Source organism: Gramella sp. MT6, from assembly GCF_019357415.1.
GTDB lineage: Bacteria > Bacteroidota > Bacteroidia > Flavobacteriales > Flavobacteriaceae > Christiangramia.
This window is the reverse complement of sequence record NZ_CP048410.1, coordinates 586,663-605,924: the sequence shown is the minus strand read 5'-3', so window position 1 is coordinate 605,924 and position 19,262 is coordinate 586,663. Positions and strand designations below refer to the sequence as shown.

Below are 19,262 nucleotides of genomic sequence, written 5' to 3'. Positions count from 1 at the left end.
GTTATTTGCCGGCCCTAAACGAAATACAGAGAGGTGGCCGAGTGGTCGAAGGCGCACGCCTGGAAAGTGTGTATACGTCACAAGCGTATCGAGGGTTCGAATCCCTTCCTCTCTGCTAAGTGTTTTATTAAAAATAATTTATATCTTTAACCCTTTAACTAATTAAATTAAGACAAACAGTAATGAAAAGATTATTTTCTATTTTGGTAATCGCCGCGATTACGGTTCTTGGGGCCTACAATCTAAAGGCGGCTAACAGCGCGAATACTTTGCCAGGAACGATTGTGACCTTTGTACAGGATGACGAGGAAACAGCAGCCGGTGATGATTTGGAAGAAGAAGAACTTGGTTTTCACCAGGAGCTTAAAAAACGTTTCATCGAAGGTGGTCCTGCCTTTATGGGGATCGTTCTATTGTGTTTAATTCTTGGTCTGGCAATAGCCATTGAGAGAATTATCTTTTTAAACCTTTCAACAACTAACACTAAGAAATTAGCTCAAAATGTTGAGGATGCCCTTAACAGTGGTGGAATCGAAGCGGCTAAGGAAGTTTGTAGAAATACAAAAGGACCTGTTGCTTCTATCTATTATCAAGGTCTAGACAGAGCTGACGAAAGTATTGAAGCTGCTGAGAAAGCGGTTGTTGCTTACGGAGGTGTTCAAATGGGACAACTTGAAAAGAACGTATCTTGGGTTTCTTTATTTATCGCATTGGCTCCTATGCTTGGATTCATGGGTACTGTAATCGGGATGATTCAGGCTTTTGACCGTATTGAAGCAGCAGGAGATATGCAGCCATCACTTGTGGCAGGAGGTATTAAAGTAGCACTTCTTACTACAGTATTTGGTTTGATCGTTGCGATTATTCTTCAGATTTTCTACAACTATATCATTGCTAAGATAGACAGTATCGTTAACGATATGGAAGATGCGTCTATCCTTCTTATCGATATGTTGGTAGCTTACAAGAATAAAAAAAGAATCTAAGACAAACTAAATTATGAGCTTACATAAAATATTAAAATATCTGGCACTTGTCCTTGGTGTGGTAGGTATGATCCTTCTGGGAAGGATTATCGCCACCGGAGACGATGCCATTAAAGCCTCGGCAGACCTGCAAGCGAGTCATCTCGACCCTTACATGTGGATTGCTTATTTGGTTCTAGCTGCAGTCGTTGTACTAGTTGGAATATTTGTGATCGTAGGTTTATTCAGAGGTAATATTAAGAACACAATCATTGCTATAGGATCATTTTTAGTGATCGTAGTCATTGCTTATGTATTAAGTGATGGTACAGCAAAGGAACTTAAGGACGGTAGCATGCTTTCAGCATCTGGTGATCATTGGGTTGGAGCAGGTTTAATTACTTTCTACATCCTTGCCGGAATAGCTATCGCTGCGATGGTATTCTCTGGAATTAAAAAATTGGCTAAATAATATGGCAAAGAGATCAGCACCGGAAGTTAACGCCGGGTCTATGGCAGATATCGCCTTCTTACTCCTAATCTTTTTCCTGGTAACTACTACCATTGAAACAGATAGCGGGATAAGCAGGAAATTACCGCCATGGCAACCTGAAGACGTTGAGCCTCCGGTTATTAAACAAAGAAACATCTTTACCGTACTGGTGAATAGTAACAACCAGTTGCTGGTAGAAGATGAAGATATGGAGCTTTCAGAATTGCGTGAAGCAGCTGTGGAGTTCTTAGATAACGGTGGTGGTACCGGTGATGAAGCTTGTAGCTTTTGTCAGGGCGCCAAAGATCCTAACTCTTCGGTGAATCCTCAGAAAGCTATTATTTCTCTGGTAAATAACCGTGGGACAGAGTACGGAACATATATCGCTGTACAGAACGAACTTGTGGCTGCTTATAATCAGTTAAGAGATCGTGAAGCACAGAGGATGTATGGAACGTCTTTTACTCAAATGGAGAAGAATTACAACGATCCTAACTATAATGGCGATAAAGATGCCCTTAAAGAAAAGATCGATGTGATCACAGATATGATTCCACAGAAATTATCTGAAGCTGAACCAACAAGCTAGAGCTATTAATAAACGAAAACGACTTTAATTATGTCTAAATTTAAAAAGAAGAAGTCTGGAGATTTGCCTGCCATTAGTACGGCATCTTTACCTGATATCGTTTTTATGCTCTTATTTTTCTTTATGGTTGCAACAGTAATGCGTCAGAACACTCTGATGATCGAGAACAAATTACCGTTTGCAGACCAGGTTGAGAAACTTGATAAGAAAGATTTGATCATGTATATCTATGCGGGGAAACCAAGCAAGAGATACCAGGCTCAATATGGAACAGAAGCACGTATTCAGTTAAATGATAAATTTGCTAGTGTTGAAGAAGTACAGCAGTTTATCTATTCTGAAAGAGAGTCTAAAAGAGAGGAGTTGATTCCTTATCTTACAACTGCCTTAAAGGTGGATGAAGAGACCAATATGGGACTTGTTTCAGATATTAAACAAGAATTGAGAAAAGCTGAAGCACTTAAGATCAACTACACAACTGTAGTTGGTGATGCGATGCAAAACGTTGAATAATCTTTTCGATTTAATTATATAAAGCATCCTGTCTGGGTAAAATCAGACAGGATGTTTTTTTATATTTAAACTCCAGATTGAAAAACAATGACCGGTAAAAAAATAATCCTGATACTTCTATTTGTATTGCCTTTGCTATCAAATTCGCAGGAGGAAGAGGATCGGTATAAAATTCCAGATACTGTACCTTTTAGTATAGATAGTTTATACAGGGAAGATCAGTTCTATGCGGGATTTCATTTCAATCTTATTACCAATCGCCCCTCAAGTATTTCACAGGAAAGTTTTTCCGGAGGTTTAAATCTTGGGTTCATTAGAGATTTCCCCTTGAATGAAAGAAGGAATGTTGCTATTGGTGCCGGCCTAGGTTGGTCAATTAATACTTACGGTCAAAATTTATTCATCGGGAAGGCCGAAGATGGCACTACAATATTTCAAAGCCTGGGCGATGATGCAGATTACAGCACTAACAGATTTACCACCCAGCTTATTGAAGCTCCAATAGAGTTCAGGTGGAGAACATCAACTCCAGAGACCTATAAGTTCTGGCGTATTTATGGCGGTTTCAGGTTAGGCTATGTATATCATTTTAGAAGCCGTTACCGGGACGACGAACAAGAGATAATAGTAAATGATGTTTCTGAATTAGATAGGTTTAGATTAGGAGCAACCTTCACTTTTGGATATAATACTTTTAATTTCCAGTTCTATTACGCTTTAAATCCCTTTTTCAAGGATGCAACCGTTGATGAAAGTTCTCTTGATCTTTCTACTTTAAAAATAGGTCTGACATTCTATATTCTGTAAACCAAAAGCTGAACATCAATATTTGAGGAGCCAGTCCAGTAAGGAATCCAAGCATTAGCTCCCATTTTGTATGAGCTTTATAATACAGTCTGGAAGAGGCGCTTAAACCGGCTGCGACGATTAGAAAGCTTATGGTGTAAATAAAATACAGGTGAAAGTAAATACAGAAGCCTATCACGAACATCAAGAGACCCGCTATTCCTACCATATGGAGGCTCATTTTGACCTTTAGCCAGGTAAAGAGGAATGCAATCGACGATGATATTAAAATGCCTGTAAAGTAATAGAATAAAGCCGGGTAATTATAGATGTTCAAAACCTCGTTAAGAACCATTAAACTTAGCAGTATAAAAAAGAACAACGGCCATTTTCTTTCCTCAACCTTATCCAGAAATACACTTTCTGCTTTACCCAGGTTTTTAAGAAGAAAATAAAAAACGATGGGTATAAATATCGTGATAATGGCAATCGCCAAAAGCTTAGCCTTTATGATCTCCTCGGGAAAGAACCGTGGAGTGAACAGGAAGTAAAAAAGACTTCCGGCGAAGGGCATCCATAGCGGGTGAAATAAAAAGGAGGCAAGCTTGAGTAGTATTCTCATTAAATTTCTTTGCGTAATCTTGCAACCGGAATGTCTAACTGTTCCCTGTATTTCGCAACCGTTCTCCTGGCGATAGGATAACCTTTATCTTTCAGGACCTTGGCCAGTTTTTCATCAGTCAGGGGTTTTCTTTTATCCTCTTCTTCAATAGACATTTCGAGGATCTTCTTGATCTCCCTTGTAGAAACGTCTTCTCCCTGGTCATTTTTCATTGATTCAGAAAAGAATTCCTTGATAAGCTTTGTGCCGTAAGGGGTATCCACATACTTCGAATTCGCTACCCTGGAAACGGTAGAGACATCCATTTCGATCTCATCTGCAATATCCTTCAGGATCATCGGTCTTAAGTTACGCTCGTCGCCGGTTAGAAAGTATTCTTTCTGGTAATTCATGATAGAACTCATGGTAACCATTAGCGTTTGCTGACGCTGCTTGATGGCTTCTATAAACCACTTGGCCGCATCCAGTTTCTGCTTAATGAACATCACAGCATCTTTCTGTGCTTTTGTCTTTTCCTTAGACTCCTTATAGCCTTTCAGCATGTTATTGTAGTCCCTGGAAATATGCATTTCCGGAGCGTTTCGCCCGTTCAGGGTAAGCTGAAGTTCACCGTCTTCGATCTTTATGGTAAAGTCGGGGATCACATGTTCTACCATCCTGGTATTTCCAGAATAGGCTCCTCCGGGTTTAGGATTCAAATGCTCAATCACTTCAATAGCATCCCTAAGTTCATCCTCAGTGATGTCGTGTCTTGAAAGTAATTTGGTATAATGTTTCTTGCTGAAATGGTCAAAAGACCTTTCCATAATGTCTTTAGCGAGCTCTACCTGTTTGGTAGGTTCCTTTCTATTAAGTTGAATGATTAGACACTCTTCCAGACTTCTTGCTCCCACCCCAGCAGGATCCAGTTTCTGAACTTTTTTTAGAACTTTCTCGACGGTCTCTTCGTCTGTATAAATATTCTGGGTAAAAGCCAGGTCGTCTACAATGTCCTGTACACTTCGGCGTATATAACCGCTTTCATCAACACTTCCCACCAGGAATTCTGCGATCTCTTCTTCGGTTTCTTCCAGTCTTACCGTGCTTAACTGTGTTTTTAGGTGCTGGGTAAAAGAGGTTCCGGCGGCATAAGGTACCTGCCTGTCTTCGTCGTCTGCGCTGTAATTATTGGCGTTTAGACGGTAACTTGGGATCTCATCGTCACTTAGATATTCATCAACATCAATATCCGTTTCTATGGTCTCGCTATCATAATCATCTTCAGGAGAATTCTCATTTCCCAGATCTTCATATTCATCAATTTTTTCCTCCTTACCGTCTTCTAAAGCCGGGTTTTCCTCCAGCTCCTGCTTGATCCTTTGTTCAAATGCCTGTGTAGGTAATTGAATAAGTTTCATTAGCTGGATCTGCTGGGGAGATAGCTTTTGGGATAATTTGAAATTTAATTGTTGCTTCAGCATAAATTTTACGTCTCTAACAAAAATAAGGAAAATACAGGCCAACTCATCTTTGGCATAGCTAATGTTAGTGGTAAAATTTTGTTAATACACCGTGTAGTTATTTAGGTTTCTGAATCTTTTTGGCATCGTTAGTTTCAGTTCTATATCTTCGTTTATAACTGGGTGTGAGAAAAATATTCCTCCGGAAAAAAGGTAAAGGCTCTTATATTGAAAGTAACCGTTTTCTTCCATCCCATAAATTTTATCACCAACAATAGGATTATCAATTCTGCTTAAATGTATCCTTATTTGATGTGTCTTTCCTGTTAACGGCTGTGCTTCGACAAGCGTATATATGGAACTGTTAATTTTGAAAAATTTTAGAGGTTTGACCAGGGTCGTAGCAGGCTTTTCCTCGATTTCTGAATCCAGAGTGATTTCAGTTTCCAGTTTTCCATGTACCAGGGCAAAGTAGATCTTTGATATTTTCTTTTCGGCAAAGCCCCGCTGAAGTTTTATTAGAGAATTCTGGGTCTTAGCGCAAAGAAGGATTCCGGCAGTAGGATTGTCTAATCTATGGGCCGGTAGAGGATAGGGAAGAGCATCAATTTCTTTGGATCCCGAAAGATTATGTGGCAACGCATTTTCTATGGTCTTGAAAAAATTCCCGCTGGTAGGAAATCCCGAGGGTTTATGTACCACAGCGATATGTTGATCTTCAAACAATACATCCAGCTCAAGCTTAAAGATCTTCTTTTTGGAAAATTCAGGTTTTAAAAGGTCAATTTTCTGACCTTCTTTAATCCAGTCGGCAGTGGAAGCCGTTTGACCATCTATAAGAATGAAACCCTTTTTTATAGCTTTTTTAAGTCCGCTGCGGGTTTGTATAGAAGTAAAAACAGAAACCGCATATTCCTGCAACCTTATTTCTTCTGAGATTGCAGGAACAATATGCGTTTCTAGTATTTTCAAAAAATTAAAATTCTGCGTTTTGCGGAGTCCTTGGGAAAGGAATTACGTCACGAATGTTACCCATTCCCGTGGTGAATTGTACAAGTCTTTCGAAACCTAATCCAAAACCACTGTGCACACAGGTTCCAAACTTACGGGTATCCAGGTACCACCATAGTTCTTCTTCAGGAATGTCCAGTTCGGCCATCTTTTCCTTAAGTACGTCCAGGCGTTCTTCACGCTGGCTACCTCCAACGATCTCCCCAATTCCAGGGAAGAGGATATCCATTGCTCTAACTGTTTTACCATCCTCATTAAGTCTCATATAGAAAGCTTTAATGTTTGCCGGATAGTCAAAAAGGATCACAGGACATTTAAAGTGTTTTTCAACTAAATATCTCTCGTGCTCACTTTGCAGGTCTGCACCCCATTCTTCAATGATATAATTGAATTTTTTCTTTTTGTTAGGCTTGGAGTTTTTAAGGATCTCAATAGCCTCGGTATAACTAACTCGCTTAAAGTTATTCTCCAGAACGAAGTTTAGCTTTTCTAGAAGATTCATATCGCTTCTATCAGCCTTAGGCTTTAGCTTGTCTTCATTTTCCTGTCTTTCGGCGAGGAATTCAAGATCTTCTTTACAGTTCTCGATAATGTATTTTAATACATATTTTATGAAGTCTTCGGCAAGGTCCATGTTTCCATCAAGGTCACAAAAAGCAACTTCTGGTTCTATCATCCAGAACTCAGCCAGGTGACGGGAAGTATTAGAATTTTCAGCCCTGAAGGTAGGTCCAAAGGTGTAAACCTGTCCTAAACCTAAAGCGAAAGTTTCAGCTTCCAGTTGCCCCGAAACGGTAAGATTGGTTTCTTTTCCGAAGAAATCCTCTTTATAATTGATACTGCCATCCTCGTTCTTCGGTGGATTTTTGAGGTCCATCGCGGTTACTTTGAACATTTCACCTGCACCTTCGGCGTCACTTCCTGTAATTATAGGAGTGTTTACATAGTAGAAATTCCTGTCCTGAAAATATTTATGTACAGCAAAAGACAATCTGCTCCTAACACGCATAACTGCACCAAAAGTATTGGTTCGAACACGCAAGTGTGCCTGTTCACGAAGCTTTTCCATACTGTGTTTCTTTGGAGAAAGAATAGTAAGCTTAACTTCTTCCGGATTGGCATCGCCAAGAATTTCAATTTCTGAAACTTCAATTTCTTCACGTTGCTGGCTGCCCTGACTTTCTTTCAAAGTTCCTTTCACAGAGATCGCTGCTCCTACATTTATCCTTTTGATAATGTCCTCATTGGTATTTTCAAAATCGATAACACACTGAAGGTTTTTTAGGGTTGAACCATCATTTAGGGCGATAAATCTATTACTCCTGAAAGAGCGTACCCAACCTTGAACATGGTATTCCTGTAAAAACTGATCGCTTTTCAGTATTTCAGCGACTTTTGCTTGTATCATTTAGTTGAAATTTAGAAAAAACAAAGATAGTTTTTCGCCTGAAGCTTAGCAAGCAGGCTGTTTTTATTAATAATTTTAATTCTTGTGATCTGTTACTGTAAATTCTTTTTCATCTTCTTCAGTCTCGATGATCTTCATGGCTGGTTCTTTTAATACCTTCTTGTTGGCGATGCTTTTTTCTAAAGACAATAGTAAAGAAGGTAATAACAGGAGGTTTGCTAGCATTGCGAACAATAAAGTAGCTGAAACCAGACCTCCAAGAGCCACCGTTCCACCAAAACTACTTATCATAAATACTGAAAATCCGAAGAATAATACGATCGAGGTATAGAACATACTTACTCCAGTCTCTTTTAGGGCAGCATAAACCGAACGCTTTATCTTCCAGTTATTAGCCTTTAGTTCCTGTCGGTATTTTGCCAGAAAGTGTATGGTGTCATCCACAGAAATTCCAAAGGCGATACTAAAAACCAGGATAGTCGATGGTTTTATAGGTACGCCAAGGAATCCCATGACTCCTGCCGTCACCAATAATGGTAGCAAGTTTGGCACCAGAGATATTATTATCATCCGGAAACTTCTAAACATCCAGGCCATTAGTATGGCAATTAGTACGATCGCCAGACCTAAAGATATGATAAGGTTTCTTACCAGGTAATTGGTTCCTTTCTGGAAGAGCAGAGCTTTTCCGGTAATCGAAACATCATATCTTTCTTCTGGGAAAATTTTCTTTATCTGCGGCAGTAGATCATTTTCGATCTCTTCCATCTTCTCAGTTCCTACGTCTTTCATAAATGTAGTGATACGGGCGTATTGTCCCGTAGAATCCACATAAGACTGCATTAATCCTTCACTGGAAGAAAGACTTTTTGCATAAGGCATTATGAAATTACGTTCCTGTGAGGAGGGTAACTGGTAATATTTTGGATTTCCGTTATAGTATGCCTGCTTAGAATACTTGACCAGCCTGTTCACCGAAAGCGGTTTTGAAAGTTCAGGGATATCCTGGATAAAAGACTCCAGTTCATCCATCCTTTTCAGAGTAGAGAGTTTCATTACCCCCTTTGGTCTTTTTGTATCTATTAGGATCTCTAATGGCATAACCCCATCAAATTCACTTTCAAAGAATTTTATATCTTTATAAAAAGTTGTGTTATGAGGCATATCCTCCAGGATGCTTCCGGAGATCTTGATGGTATAAATTCCAATAATACTGGCCGCCAGTAATGCTACCGAAGTAATATAGATAGCGATCCTGTGGTTTCTAACCATGTTTTCCATCCAGGCCGTTAGACCGCCGATCCACTTTTTAGTTAAGTGTTTTAGGTGTCTATCCTTTGGGGGTTTCAGGTAGCTATAGATTATCGGGATGATCAATAAGCTCAAGACAAATATGGCGATGATATTTATAGAGGCTACTACCCCAAATTCTCTTAACAACTGACTATCGGTTAAAATAAAAGTGGCGAAACCTGAAGCCGTGGTAAGGTTAGTCAATAAAGTGGCGTTCCCTACTTTGGTAATAACCCTTTGTAAGGATTTAGCCTGATTCCCGTGTTTTTTGATTTCCTGCTGATATTTATTGATCAGGAAAATACAGTTCGGGATTCCTATCACGATAATAAGCGGAGGGATCAGAGCGGTTAATATCGTGATCTCATAATGCAGTAAGCCTATTACTCCAAAAGCCCACATTACTCCAATACATACCGTAAACATTGAAATTAAGGTGGCCCTGATAGATCTAAAAAAGAAAAAGAAGATCAGTGAAGTTACCAGTAGAGCCGCCAGGATAAATAATCCAATTTCGTCTACTATATTCTGGGCGTTCAGGGTTCGTATATAAGGCATCCCTGAAACGCGAACGTCAATATTATATTTTTCTTCGAATTCCTGGATTAACGGGTCCAGTTCTTCCAGAACAAAGATCTTTCGGGCTTTTGTATTCACCAGCTCTTTATTCAGATACATCGCAGATTGGATGGTATTTGAATGCGAACTGTAAACCAGATTCTCGTAAAAAGGTAGGGCCGTGAAAAGCTTCTTTTCAAATTCCTTTAGTTGGGTACTATCCGGTTCGTCGTCTGGTAGGACCGGAACCATTTCAAATCGCTTGGGATCTTCAAATTTTTTAAGTTCCTGAAGGCTTGCCGGTGAAATAATATGATCAACTTCAGGATAGGAGGTAAGCTTTCGGGTAAGTTCGTTCCATGCCTTGAACTTTTCAGGAGTAAATAATGCCGAATCCTGAACTCCCAATAAAATTAAATTACCTTCCTCACCAAACTTATTCAGGAAATCATCGTAGCTGATATTAACAGGATGGTCCTTAGGCATCAGATTGGCTTCCGTATAAGAAAAGCGCATGTTCTTCCATTGTGTAGAAAGTAAGAACGTGGCAACGGCGATCAAAATGATGATGATGATCCTGTTTCTTAGAATAAGGCGGGCGATGGAATTCCAGAATCCAAAGCTGAATATCTTATGCATGGCTTTATTTTAGCGGCGCAAAGTTAGAAAAAAGCTACTTTAATTAGCTCGTATTAAACGATTAATCTTGGGATAATTACAGCTGAAGTTGCAAAGTGAATTTAAAAGCGAAATTCTTTTTGAATCCCTCAAGGTGATATGCCCCGTATCTGTAAGCTGCCCCTAGTCCAAAACCAGCAAGGATCTTATTTAATTCCAGCCCAGATTCAGCATATCCATGGTTTAGGGTGTTAAAGGTAATATCCTGATGTTTGTCCTGATTGTCAAAATCTCCAATGGCATATCTGGTGATAAAAACCAATTCTGGTTGAAAGCTTTTCGAAATAATAAATGGTCGCAACTGATGTCTTATGTGAATAGTAGCCTGTCTTTCACTAAAAAATTCATTATAGTACATAGTTTCAAAACTATTTCTACCAGCGATCGAAAAACGCCTGAATAAATTGTCCCTGTCCGGATTATTTGGGTTGGCATGAAAAGCGTGGGTTAACGGGAGGTCTGCAAAACCATAATTTCCTTCCAGGATGAATTCTGTTCTGGACCTGTCCAGTCTTTTGATCTCGTGTTCAGCCTTAAAACCTATCCTGGTAAAGTTGAAATCACCTCCAAAGCTCGAAAAAGACTGTTCAATCTGTCCAGTGAATTGAGGGAATTCTTTTTCCAGGATGATGTTGCTTTCAGGTGTATTTAAAAATTTGGAAAAAGGTCTCCAGATAAAAGACAAAGTGGCCTTGGCCAGGTTATATTCCTCGTAGATTTTACCTTCGTGTAAAAAGCTGTATGCCCTGGTTTGTGTGATCTCTTCTCTCGCAATTTGAAACTGAGTATCTAATTTTGGAGTGATTCGATGTTCCAGTCCGGCTGCGTATCTATTGTAGGTGTAATAGAAATTAATATTTACAAAACGGGGAACCAGGATCGCGAAGGTATTTTCTCCTTTTAGATATTTAAAAGAAGCCGTTTCCTGTATGTCTTTCGTGATCGAAAAATTAAGGTTGGTGCCTGTTTTTTTATTCAGGTAGATCTGAGTACCTGCGCTGTATTTTAAAACTTCATCTTTAAAGCCATAGGTGGTATAGCCGTTTAAATTGTATTTCTCGCTAAAACGATCGTTGGTGCTTCCGCCAAAACCTAAGCGGATCCCTTCATAATTACTGAATTTGAATATTTTACTAAGTTCAACATTCCAGAAACCTAAAGGATAGGAGCCTGAAGCCATGGCCTTTTTCACCTCGATTTTGCGTTCTATATTTCCTGCTTTTATAAGACTGTCTACTTTCTTTTGGGTGGCCTCATCCCTAAAACTGTATTCCAGTTTTCTATTTTCAGTCCAGAATTCCTCAGGTCTGCTGGTAGCTTCTTCATTCACATCTATTTCAGCTCCGGGATTCTCTATTCTGCCGTTATATTCCAGGTTAATATCAAAATTCCGGGTAACCGAGGTTAGGTAAAGATCTCTCGAGATCTCTTCAGATCCAAAAATCGTACTAAGAAGACCTTTTTTCTGTTGTACCGCCCCTACCTGAATAGTTCCGCCAAATACTGCTATCTCTTTTCCCCCGGAGCCCGGTCTAATTTTTGTCGATTGCCCAGACGGAAACCAGATTTCCTTTTCAGCATAATATTCATAATTATGGTCTACTTCGAGTCTTATGGCTCCCAGTAATTGCGCTTTTGCTTTTTGAATGGCAAAGCTAATGGTATCAAGATATAAGATGCCTTCCAGGCCGGCTACCACTTTTTCACGTTTAGGCTTGAAATAGACAACATAGGCCGGCCTTGCCGTTGAAGTAGTATCCAGTACGCTGTATTCGTAATTTTTAAATGCATTATCTGCCAATGGCCCTGCATATTCAGTTTTATATAGGTTATAATCCTTTTTATAAAGTGAAAAAGGATTTACTTCCATAGCCAGGACATTGTAAACTGGTTCTTCAAAACCGGCAGTTTGAAGACCAATCACTTTTTCTTTACTTCCGCTTTTTTGGTTATATAAATGTTCCGAAACCCTTTCAGAAAGATAACCTCTGCCTTCATTAATTATAGTCTGCATCGCTGCCGAGGTTGAGTCAGCGGTCATTTCTATATTTCCAAGTTCATTATCAATGATAAACTTGGAGTAGGATTTATATTTAAATCCCGATAATGCTTTCTCTGGGTCGTTCTTATCCCGGTTTCTGATTGCTTTTTCTATGATTAGATCTGCAGGATCTTTACCGTTTGAAATAGTTACGGTTTCCAATTGCTCGTAGGTAGGGGTCATTCCTACCTGCAAATACCTGGTATCTTTACTAACTTCGACATTTATGGTTTTAAAGCCTACATATGAAAACCTTACACTATCTATATCTTTTTCTAGTTTTATCTCAAAACTACCATCGATATTGGTCAGTACCTGGGTGTCATTATCAAATTCGATTTTTGCATAAGCAAGAGGTTCCTTGGTTTGCCTATTTACTACCCTACCTGGAATGCTTTGCCCATATAGGCCCGAACAAAAAAGGAATAAAAATATAAGTAGGGAAGATCGCATTTGGGTTTATGGCTTATTAAAAGGATTAAAATAAAAAATGCCGGATCAAATCTGAAGCTATTTCAGATCTAAGCCGGCAATCTTATGTGATTGAGAGAACATTAAACGGTCATGATCTCTTTTTCTTTTACTGCAAGAATTTTGTCTATCCTTTCAATATAACTGTTAGTTAGTTCCTGAACCTCATCTTCAGAAGTTTTCAAAAGATCCTCAGAGATATCAAGTTTTTTAAGTTCCTGATTTGCCTGTTTTCTGTCATTTCTAACACCAACTTTGGCATCTTCAGCTTCGGCTTTAGCCTGCTTAGAAAGTTGTTTCCTTCTTTCTTCAGTAAGAGGTGGTACATTAATGATCACGCTTTCTCCGTTGTTCATTGGATTGAAACCAAGATTTGCCATCATGATCCCCTTTTCGATCTCCTGGATCATACTCTTTTCAAAAGGCTGAATAGATAGGGTTCTGGCATCTGGAGTATTTACATTGGCAACTTGTTGAAGCGGAGTCTGAGATCCGTAATATTCAACCATTACACTACCAAGCATGCTTGGGCTCGCTTTCCCGGCACGTATATTTGAAAGTTGTTTTTTAAGATGCGAAATGGCTTTTTCCATTCCTTCTTTTGCTTCTTCTAGAATAAATTCAACTTCATCCATTATATAGTAATTTTCAAGTTCAGTTTATAGATTTACTTTGGTTCCAACACGCTCGCCTGTGGCAACTTTCAGAAGGTTGCCGGGTTTGTTCATGTCAAACACGATTATTGGTAATTCATTTTCCTGGCTTAGAGTGAAAGCAGTGGTATCCATAACTTTCAAGCCTTTTTTAATTACATCCTCAAATGTAATAAAATCGAATTTAGTCGCTTCTTTATCTTTTTCAGGATCTGAAGTATAGATTCCGTCTACACGGGTACCTTTTAGAATAACATCGGCTTTGATCTCGATGGCTCTAAGCACCGCTGCAGAATCTGTAGTGAAATATGGATTTCCTGTTCCACCTCCAAAAATAACCACTCTTCCTTTTTCAAGGTGTCTTATCGCTTTTCTGCGGATAAAAGGTTCTGCAACTTCGTTGATCTTAATTGCTGATTGTAACCTGGTCTGGATATCGGCATCTTCGAGGGCGCTTTGTAAAGCAAGACCGTTGATCACTGTGGCAAGCATTCCCATGTGGTCACCCTGCACTCTGTCCATTCCACGGCTTGCTCCTGCAACTCCGCGAAAAATGTTCCCTCCACCAATAACTATGGCCAGTTCAACACCTTTATCAACTACCGATTTGATTTCATCTGCATATTCTGCCAGCTTCTCTGGATCAATGCCATATTGGCGGTTTCCCATCAAAGCTTCTCCTGATAGTTTTAAAAGTATTCTGTTGTATTGCATAGCTGATTTTTATTAATCGTTGCAAATATAGCTAATATCTGAATTTGTGAAATATATAGGCATTTTTTTGAGAAGCATTAGGAAGCATTTAATAGAAATTAACTTCTTTTGGCCTTTGGCAGGCATATAAATTAAATGGATCTGGCCAGATTTTTGATATCTTTGATTACCTATAAACAGATAAAAAGAATTGACCTATGATGGGATATTATATAATTGCAGGACTTATTTTTTTAGTAAGTATGTATGTAAGCAACAGGCTTAAGAGTAAATTCAAGAAATACTCTAAAGTACATTTGCAGAATGGAATGAGCGGTAAGGAAATCGCCGAGAAAATGTTACGGGATAACGGAATAGATGATGTAAAAGTGATCTCCACCCCGGGAATGCTTTCAGATCATTATAATCCTTCAAAAAAGACCGTGAACTTAAGTGAAGGAGTGTACTCTCAAAAAAATGCTGCTGCAGCGGCTGTGGCAGCTCATGAATGCGGTCATGCCGTACAGCATGCTAAAGCTTATAGCTGGCTGCAAATGAGAAGTAAACTTGTGCCGGTGGTAAGTGTTGCGTCCAAATTATCGCAATGGGCCATTTTTGGAGGGCTTATTTTAATGACCATGGTCGGAGTTGGAGTAGGGCAAACAGTACTTCTCATTGGTATTATTATGTATGCCATGGGAACATTATTCAGTTTCATTACTTTACCGGTTGAATATGATGCCAGTAAACGAGCTCTAGTATGGCTTGAAACTGAAAATATGCTGACAAGCGCAGAACACGATGCCGCTGAAGATTCGTTGAAGTGGGCAGCAAGAACATACGTAGTAGCTGCCGTTGGTTCTTTAGCAACCCTTCTGTATTTCGTAGGGATATTTATGGGAAGAGACTAAATTGAAAATTATTTAAATAAAAAAAAGCTGCCTCATTGGGCAGCTTTTTTTGTTTAGATCTTTATCTGCCGATCTATTTGTTGATTCAGCGATATAAAAGTTTCTGTTCGTGAAACCCCATCAATTGCCTGGATATTCTTATTAAGAACATGCATTAAATGTTCATTGTCCCGGCAAAGGATCTTTAAAAATATAGACCAGTTACCTGTTGTGTAATGACATTCTATAACTTCCGGGATCTCACTTAGCTGTTTAACCGCTTGAGGATTACTAACCGCTTTGTCCAGATACACCCCGACAAAAGCCATCGTTTTATAACCTAGTAGCCTTGCATCCAGCATCATTTTAGATCCTTCGATCAAACCAGATTTTTCCAGTTTTCTTAATCTCTGATGTACTGCCGCACCAGTAATACCAATATTCTTGGCAATCTCAAGAATCGGTTTTTTAGCGTCTTTCATCAGGAAATTAAGTATGGTCTTATCTATCCCGTCCAGCTTAACATTATCATTGACAATTTTCATAGGGTGATTTTTTTGATGGTAAAGCAAAAATACAAAATTGCTTCTCAAACTTAATTGCCAACCTCGCCAAAAGGATTATATCCCAGGTATTCGGTTTCTTTTTCTTTGAATATTATATTCTGCTCTTCGAGCTTCTTTAGTAAGGGCTCATAAACCTCTTTTTTAATAGGTAATTGAACCCCTGGAGTTTTGATCTCGCCGTTTAATATCATTAAAGTAGCCATAGCCACAGGTAAACCTACAGTTTTTGCCATGGCGGTTTTAGACTGGTCTTCCCCAATATGAACCATGGTAGAATCTATTTGTTTCTTTTCACCGTTTAGTTCATATCCAAATTTGTGATACATCACGATCATATCCTTATCCTCTGAAGACAACGTCCATTTGTCCATTAATATCTTTTGAAGTGCCTGGGCGGGGGTTGCATTCTTGATCCCTAATTTCTTATTAGGATTAAATAAGTCTAGCTCTATAAGTTTATCCCACATGATATCGTCCTGATCTATTTTCAGGTTGTGTCTCACTTTCAATTCCACGGAGTCACTGGGCGAATAAGGGAGGAATGAATTGATGAAATCCCGGTAACTCATTTCTTCAGAATTTTTCATCTCGAAACTGTCATCTGTCATTCCCAATTGCACGAACATATTCCAGGCACGACTAAATCCAACTTTTCTTATCGTCCCTCTATATAAGGTAAGTGCGTTTTCCAGTCCATATATACTTTGGTATTTCAAGGAATTTCTATTTGCGTAGCCTTCGAATCTTCCATGACCTTCGATTTCCAGAAATTCTGTTCTTCTAAATAATCGTTGATAGGGGATGTATTTGTATTTGCCTTCCTGAATAAACTCAGCAACACCACCTTGCCCCGCCACAACCACATTTCGTGGATTCCAGGTAAATTTGTAATTCCAAAGGTTATTATCACTTTCAGGGGCTACCAGTCCACCTGTGAAGGATTCGAAAAGCAGCATTTTACCACCTTTATCCCTTATCCGGTCAATGACCTGCATAGCACTCATATGATCTATGCCGGGATCAACGCCAATTTCGTTCATAAAGATGAGTCCTTTTTCCTTAACCTCTTCATCCAAAGCCTTCATCTCATCACTTATATAAGAGGCTGTGACCATATTTTTGCCAAATTTTAAACAATCTTTGGCCACTTCTATATGGAACCTTGCGGGTAACATGGAAATGATGATATCTGCTTTTTTGATCGCAGGTTCACGACTTTCTTTTTTAAACACGTCCAGTTCAAAAGCCTCGCATTTAGAGTGGTTATTGCAGGCTTTTTTAGCGTTTTCGACATCTATATCACCTATTCTTAAAAACAGGTTTTCATTATCGGCCTGCTTTAGCAGGTAATTTATGAGAACAGAGGTAGATTTTCCTGCTCCCACAATTAAAATTTCTCGCATAAATTAAGTTAGTTTTGTGTAGTTGTTGACGAATGTATTAAAACTTTGAGTTAAATAAAATTGAAATAATGCACAGGAGATTTTTAATTGCCGGAGCGATTTTTGGATTAACCGCAGTAATATTAGGTGCTTTTGCCGCGCACGGATTAAAGGAAACAATTTCAGCGGATTCTTTAAATTCTTTTGAAACCGGAGTTCGATTTCAAATGTACCATGCGTTCTTATTATTGATTCTGGGCGGCTTTGATTTTCTGACTGAAAAAAGACTGAATTGGATCTTTTATTTACTCTGTTCAGGTATTTTATTATTTTCAGGATCTATTTATTTATTATCAACTAGTTCGCTGTCAGAAATTAATTTCAAATCTATAGCTTTAGTAACACCCCTTGGCGGAACCTTGCTAATACTAGGCTGGGCAATATTGTTGTTGAATTTCATAAAGTTAAAAAAGAAATAAATTGATTTTGTTTAACGATATATCTACTTAAGATTTTTACTTTTGTAGGCCTAAACAAACAACAGAATTGATTTTTTTATGGTCGACAACACTCAAATTACGAAAACGATTTCGTTAGAGGATTACGGGATCAAAAATGCCACAGTACATTATCAGCTATCTCCACAGGAACTTCACGAGGAAACTTTAAGACTTGGTCAGGGAGTTGAAAGCTCTTTTGGTGCCTTAGCGATAAATACTGGTGAATTTACAGGTAGATCTCCCAAAGACAGATTCATTGTGAAAGATGAGGTTACCAAAGACAAGGTTTGGTGGGGAGATATTAATATTCCATTTGATCCGGAAAAGTTCGATAAATTATATAGCAAAGTGGTAGACTATCTTGGAGGAAAAGAGATTTATGCCAGAGATGCTTACGCTTGTGCAGACGATAAATACCGTTTAAATATCCGCGTAGTGAACGAATACCCGTGGTCAAACCTTTTTTCTTTTAATATGTTTCTTCGTGCAGAAGATAACGAACTTGAGAATTTTAAGGAAGACTGGTTGATCATAAACGCTCCCGGATTTAAAGCAGACCCTGAGAGCGATGGAACCCGTCAGGAGAATTTTGCTATTCTTAATTTCAGTAAGAAGATAGCCCTTATAGGTGGTACCGGATATACCGGTGAGATTAAAAAAGGAATTTTCTCAGCACTGAATTTTATCCTTCCGGTTTATAAGAATACACTTCCTATGCATTGCTCAGCCAATGTTGGTGAAGAAGGGGATACCGCTATTTTCTTCGGATTGTCTGGGACTGGAAAAACAACCCTTTCCGCAGATCCTGAAAGAAAATTGATAGGAGATGATGAGCATGGATGGACAGAGGAAAATACCATTTTCAACTTTGAAGGAGGATGTTATGCTAAGGTTATAAATCTATCCGAAGAAAATGAGCCTGATATTTATCGGGCTATTAAACCAGGGGCAATCCTGGAAAACGTGGTTCTTGATGAAAATGGTGATGTAGATTTTGAAAATACCAGTATTACTCAGAATACAAGGGTAAGTTATCCTATTCACCATATAGATAATATCCAGGAACCTTCTTCAGGGAAGAATCCTAAAAATATATTTTTCCTAACCGCTGATGCTTTCGGAGTATTACCTCCAATTAGCAAACTTACCCCGGGACAGGCGGCATACCATTTTATAAGTGGTTATACTGCTAAGGTTGCGGGAACTGAAGCTGGTGTAGACGAGCCAGTACCGAGTTTTTCAGCCTGTTTTGGCGCACCTTTTATGCCATTGCATCCTACAAAATATGCAGAGATGCTTAGTAAGAAAATGAAAGCTGCGAATGTGAATGTTTGGCTGGTTAATACTGGCTGGACCGGCGGACCATATGGTGTGGGAAGCAGGATGAAACTTAAATATACAAGAGAAATGATAAGCTCTGCATTAGAAGGGAAACTGGATGATGTTGAGTATGAAACTCACGAAATTTTTGGTTTAAAAATGCCTAGGACCTGTGAAGGAGTGCCTTCAGAAGTTTTAAATCCAAAAAATACCTGGTCAGATAAAGATGCTTATGACCGTAAAGCAAAAGAACTATCTAATTTCTTCAGAAAGAACTTCAGTAAATTCGAGGAATATGCGAATGAGGAAATTATGAATGGCGCCCCTGTCGAATAGTTTTAATTGTTAGTTGAAAGAAAAAATCCGGTCAATTGACCGGATTTTTTTATTC

The 19,262-nt window shown here is 38.9% G+C and carries 18 protein-coding genes and 1 tRNA gene; 9 read left to right on the top strand and 10 right to left on the bottom strand.

Annotated features, from left to right (window positions below; genetic code table 11):
* The first annotated feature begins 27 nt into the window (after positions 1-27).
* The 6 genes from G3I01_RS02695 to G3I01_RS02670 all read left to right on the top strand — a co-directional run bounded on the left by G3I01_RS02695 (position 28) and on the right by G3I01_RS02670 (position 3,367).
* Positions 28-115, top strand: a tRNA-Ser gene (locus tag G3I01_RS02695).
* A 67-nt stretch (positions 116-182) separates the two neighbouring features.
* On the top strand, positions 183-986 hold the full coding sequence (locus G3I01_RS02690) for a MotA/TolQ/ExbB proton channel family protein (RefSeq protein ID WP_219550816.1): 804 nt from the start codon (positions 183-185) through the stop codon (positions 984-986).
* A gap of 13 nt (positions 987-999) precedes the next feature.
* Complete coding sequence (locus G3I01_RS02685) at positions 1,000-1,437, top strand: hypothetical protein (RefSeq protein ID WP_219550813.1); 438 nt, start codon at positions 1,000-1,002, stop codon at positions 1,435-1,437.
* Position 1,438: 1 nt separating this feature from the next.
* The gene (locus G3I01_RS02680; RefSeq protein WP_219550811.1) at positions 1,439-2,047 is read left to right on the top strand and encodes a biopolymer transporter ExbD; all 609 of its coding nucleotides are present in this window, start codon (positions 1,439-1,441) and stop codon (positions 2,045-2,047) included.
* A 30-nt stretch (positions 2,048-2,077) separates the two neighbouring features.
* A complete protein-coding gene (locus G3I01_RS02675; protein ID WP_156275284.1) occupies positions 2,078-2,560 on the top strand; it encodes a biopolymer transporter ExbD in 483 nt (160 codons plus the stop codon).
* An 87-nt stretch (positions 2,561-2,647) separates the two neighbouring features.
* The gene (locus G3I01_RS02670) at positions 2,648-3,367 is read left to right on the top strand and encodes a porin family protein (RefSeq protein ID WP_219550809.1); all 720 of its coding nucleotides are present in this window, start codon (positions 2,648-2,650) and stop codon (positions 3,365-3,367) included.
* On the opposite strand, the gene G3I01_RS02665 is transcribed toward G3I01_RS02670, so the two are convergent.
* The 8 genes from G3I01_RS02665 to pyrH form a co-directional block, all read right to left on the bottom strand.
* Positions 3,330-3,968 carry a hypothetical protein gene (locus G3I01_RS02665; RefSeq protein WP_219550807.1) on the bottom strand — a complete coding sequence of 213 codons (639 nt, stop codon included), beginning with the start codon at positions 3,966-3,968 and terminating at the stop codon, positions 3,330-3,332. The genes G3I01_RS02670 and G3I01_RS02665 overlap by 38 nt on opposite strands.
* The gene (rpoN, locus tag G3I01_RS02660; protein ID WP_219550805.1) at positions 3,968-5,428 is read right to left on the bottom strand and encodes an RNA polymerase factor sigma-54; all 1,461 of its coding nucleotides are present in this window, start codon (positions 5,426-5,428) and stop codon (positions 3,968-3,970) included. The genes G3I01_RS02665 and rpoN overlap by 1 nt, the downstream gene beginning before the upstream one ends.
* An 81-nt stretch (positions 5,429-5,509) precedes the next feature.
* Positions 5,510-6,379, bottom strand: coding sequence for an RluA family pseudouridine synthase (locus tag G3I01_RS02655; RefSeq protein ID WP_219550803.1), 870 nt, complete (start codon positions 6,377-6,379; stop codon positions 5,510-5,512).
* A 4-nt stretch (positions 6,380-6,383) separates the two neighbouring features.
* Positions 6,384-7,826 (bottom strand): asparagine--tRNA ligase, encoded by a 1,443-nt coding sequence (gene asnS / locus G3I01_RS02650; RefSeq protein WP_219550801.1) that lies wholly within the window; start codon positions 7,824-7,826, stop codon positions 6,384-6,386.
* Between the two features lie 75 nt (positions 7,827-7,901).
* Positions 7,902-10,316 (bottom strand): efflux RND transporter permease subunit, encoded by a 2,415-nt coding sequence (locus tag G3I01_RS02645; protein ID WP_219550799.1) that lies wholly within the window; start codon positions 10,314-10,316, stop codon positions 7,902-7,904.
* 76 nt (positions 10,317-10,392) lie between these two features.
* Positions 10,393-12,849: a DUF5686 family protein gene (locus tag G3I01_RS02640; RefSeq protein WP_219550798.1), complete on the bottom strand. Its 2,457-nt coding sequence runs from the start codon at positions 12,847-12,849 to the stop codon at positions 10,393-10,395.
* A gap of 101 nt (positions 12,850-12,950) precedes the next feature.
* The gene (gene frr / locus G3I01_RS02635; RefSeq protein WP_219552749.1) at positions 12,951-13,505 is read right to left on the bottom strand and encodes a ribosome recycling factor; all 555 of its coding nucleotides are present in this window, start codon (positions 13,503-13,505) and stop codon (positions 12,951-12,953) included.
* A gap of 21 nt (positions 13,506-13,526) precedes the next feature.
* Entirely contained in the window at positions 13,527-14,234 is a 708-nt protein-coding gene (gene pyrH, locus G3I01_RS02630) for a UMP kinase (RefSeq protein ID WP_219550796.1), read from the bottom strand.
* Between the two features lie 197 nt (positions 14,235-14,431).
* Between pyrH and G3I01_RS02625 the strand changes: the two genes are divergently transcribed.
* Positions 14,432-15,124, top strand: coding sequence for a zinc metallopeptidase (locus G3I01_RS02625; RefSeq protein ID WP_219550794.1), 693 nt, complete (start codon positions 14,432-14,434; stop codon positions 15,122-15,124).
* Between the two features lie 53 nt (positions 15,125-15,177).
* On the opposite strand, the gene G3I01_RS02620 is transcribed toward G3I01_RS02625, so the two are convergent.
* Positions 15,178-15,648, bottom strand: a complete 471-nt coding sequence (locus G3I01_RS02620) for an Lrp/AsnC ligand binding domain-containing protein (protein ID WP_108170509.1) — start codon at positions 15,646-15,648, stop codon at positions 15,178-15,180.
* Positions 15,649-15,698: 50 nt separating this feature from the next.
* Positions 15,699-17,072 carry a saccharopine dehydrogenase family protein gene (locus G3I01_RS02615; RefSeq protein WP_219550792.1) on the bottom strand — a complete coding sequence of 458 codons (1,374 nt, stop codon included), beginning with the start codon at positions 17,070-17,072 and terminating at the stop codon, positions 15,699-15,701.
* Positions 17,073-17,140: 68 nt separating this feature from the next.
* Here G3I01_RS02615 and G3I01_RS02610 point away from each other — a divergent pair, with 68 nt between their 5' ends.
* Together G3I01_RS02610 and pckA are read left to right on the top strand one after the other, a co-directional pair.
* Positions 17,141-17,530 carry a DUF423 domain-containing protein gene (locus G3I01_RS02610; RefSeq protein WP_219550790.1) on the top strand — a complete coding sequence of 130 codons (390 nt, stop codon included), beginning with the start codon at positions 17,141-17,143 and terminating at the stop codon, positions 17,528-17,530.
* Positions 17,531-17,608: 78 nt separating this feature from the next.
* Entirely contained in the window at positions 17,609-19,207 is a 1,599-nt protein-coding gene (gene pckA, locus G3I01_RS02605; protein ID WP_219550788.1) for a phosphoenolpyruvate carboxykinase (ATP), read from the top strand.
* Positions 19,208-19,262: the final 55 nt, after the last annotated feature.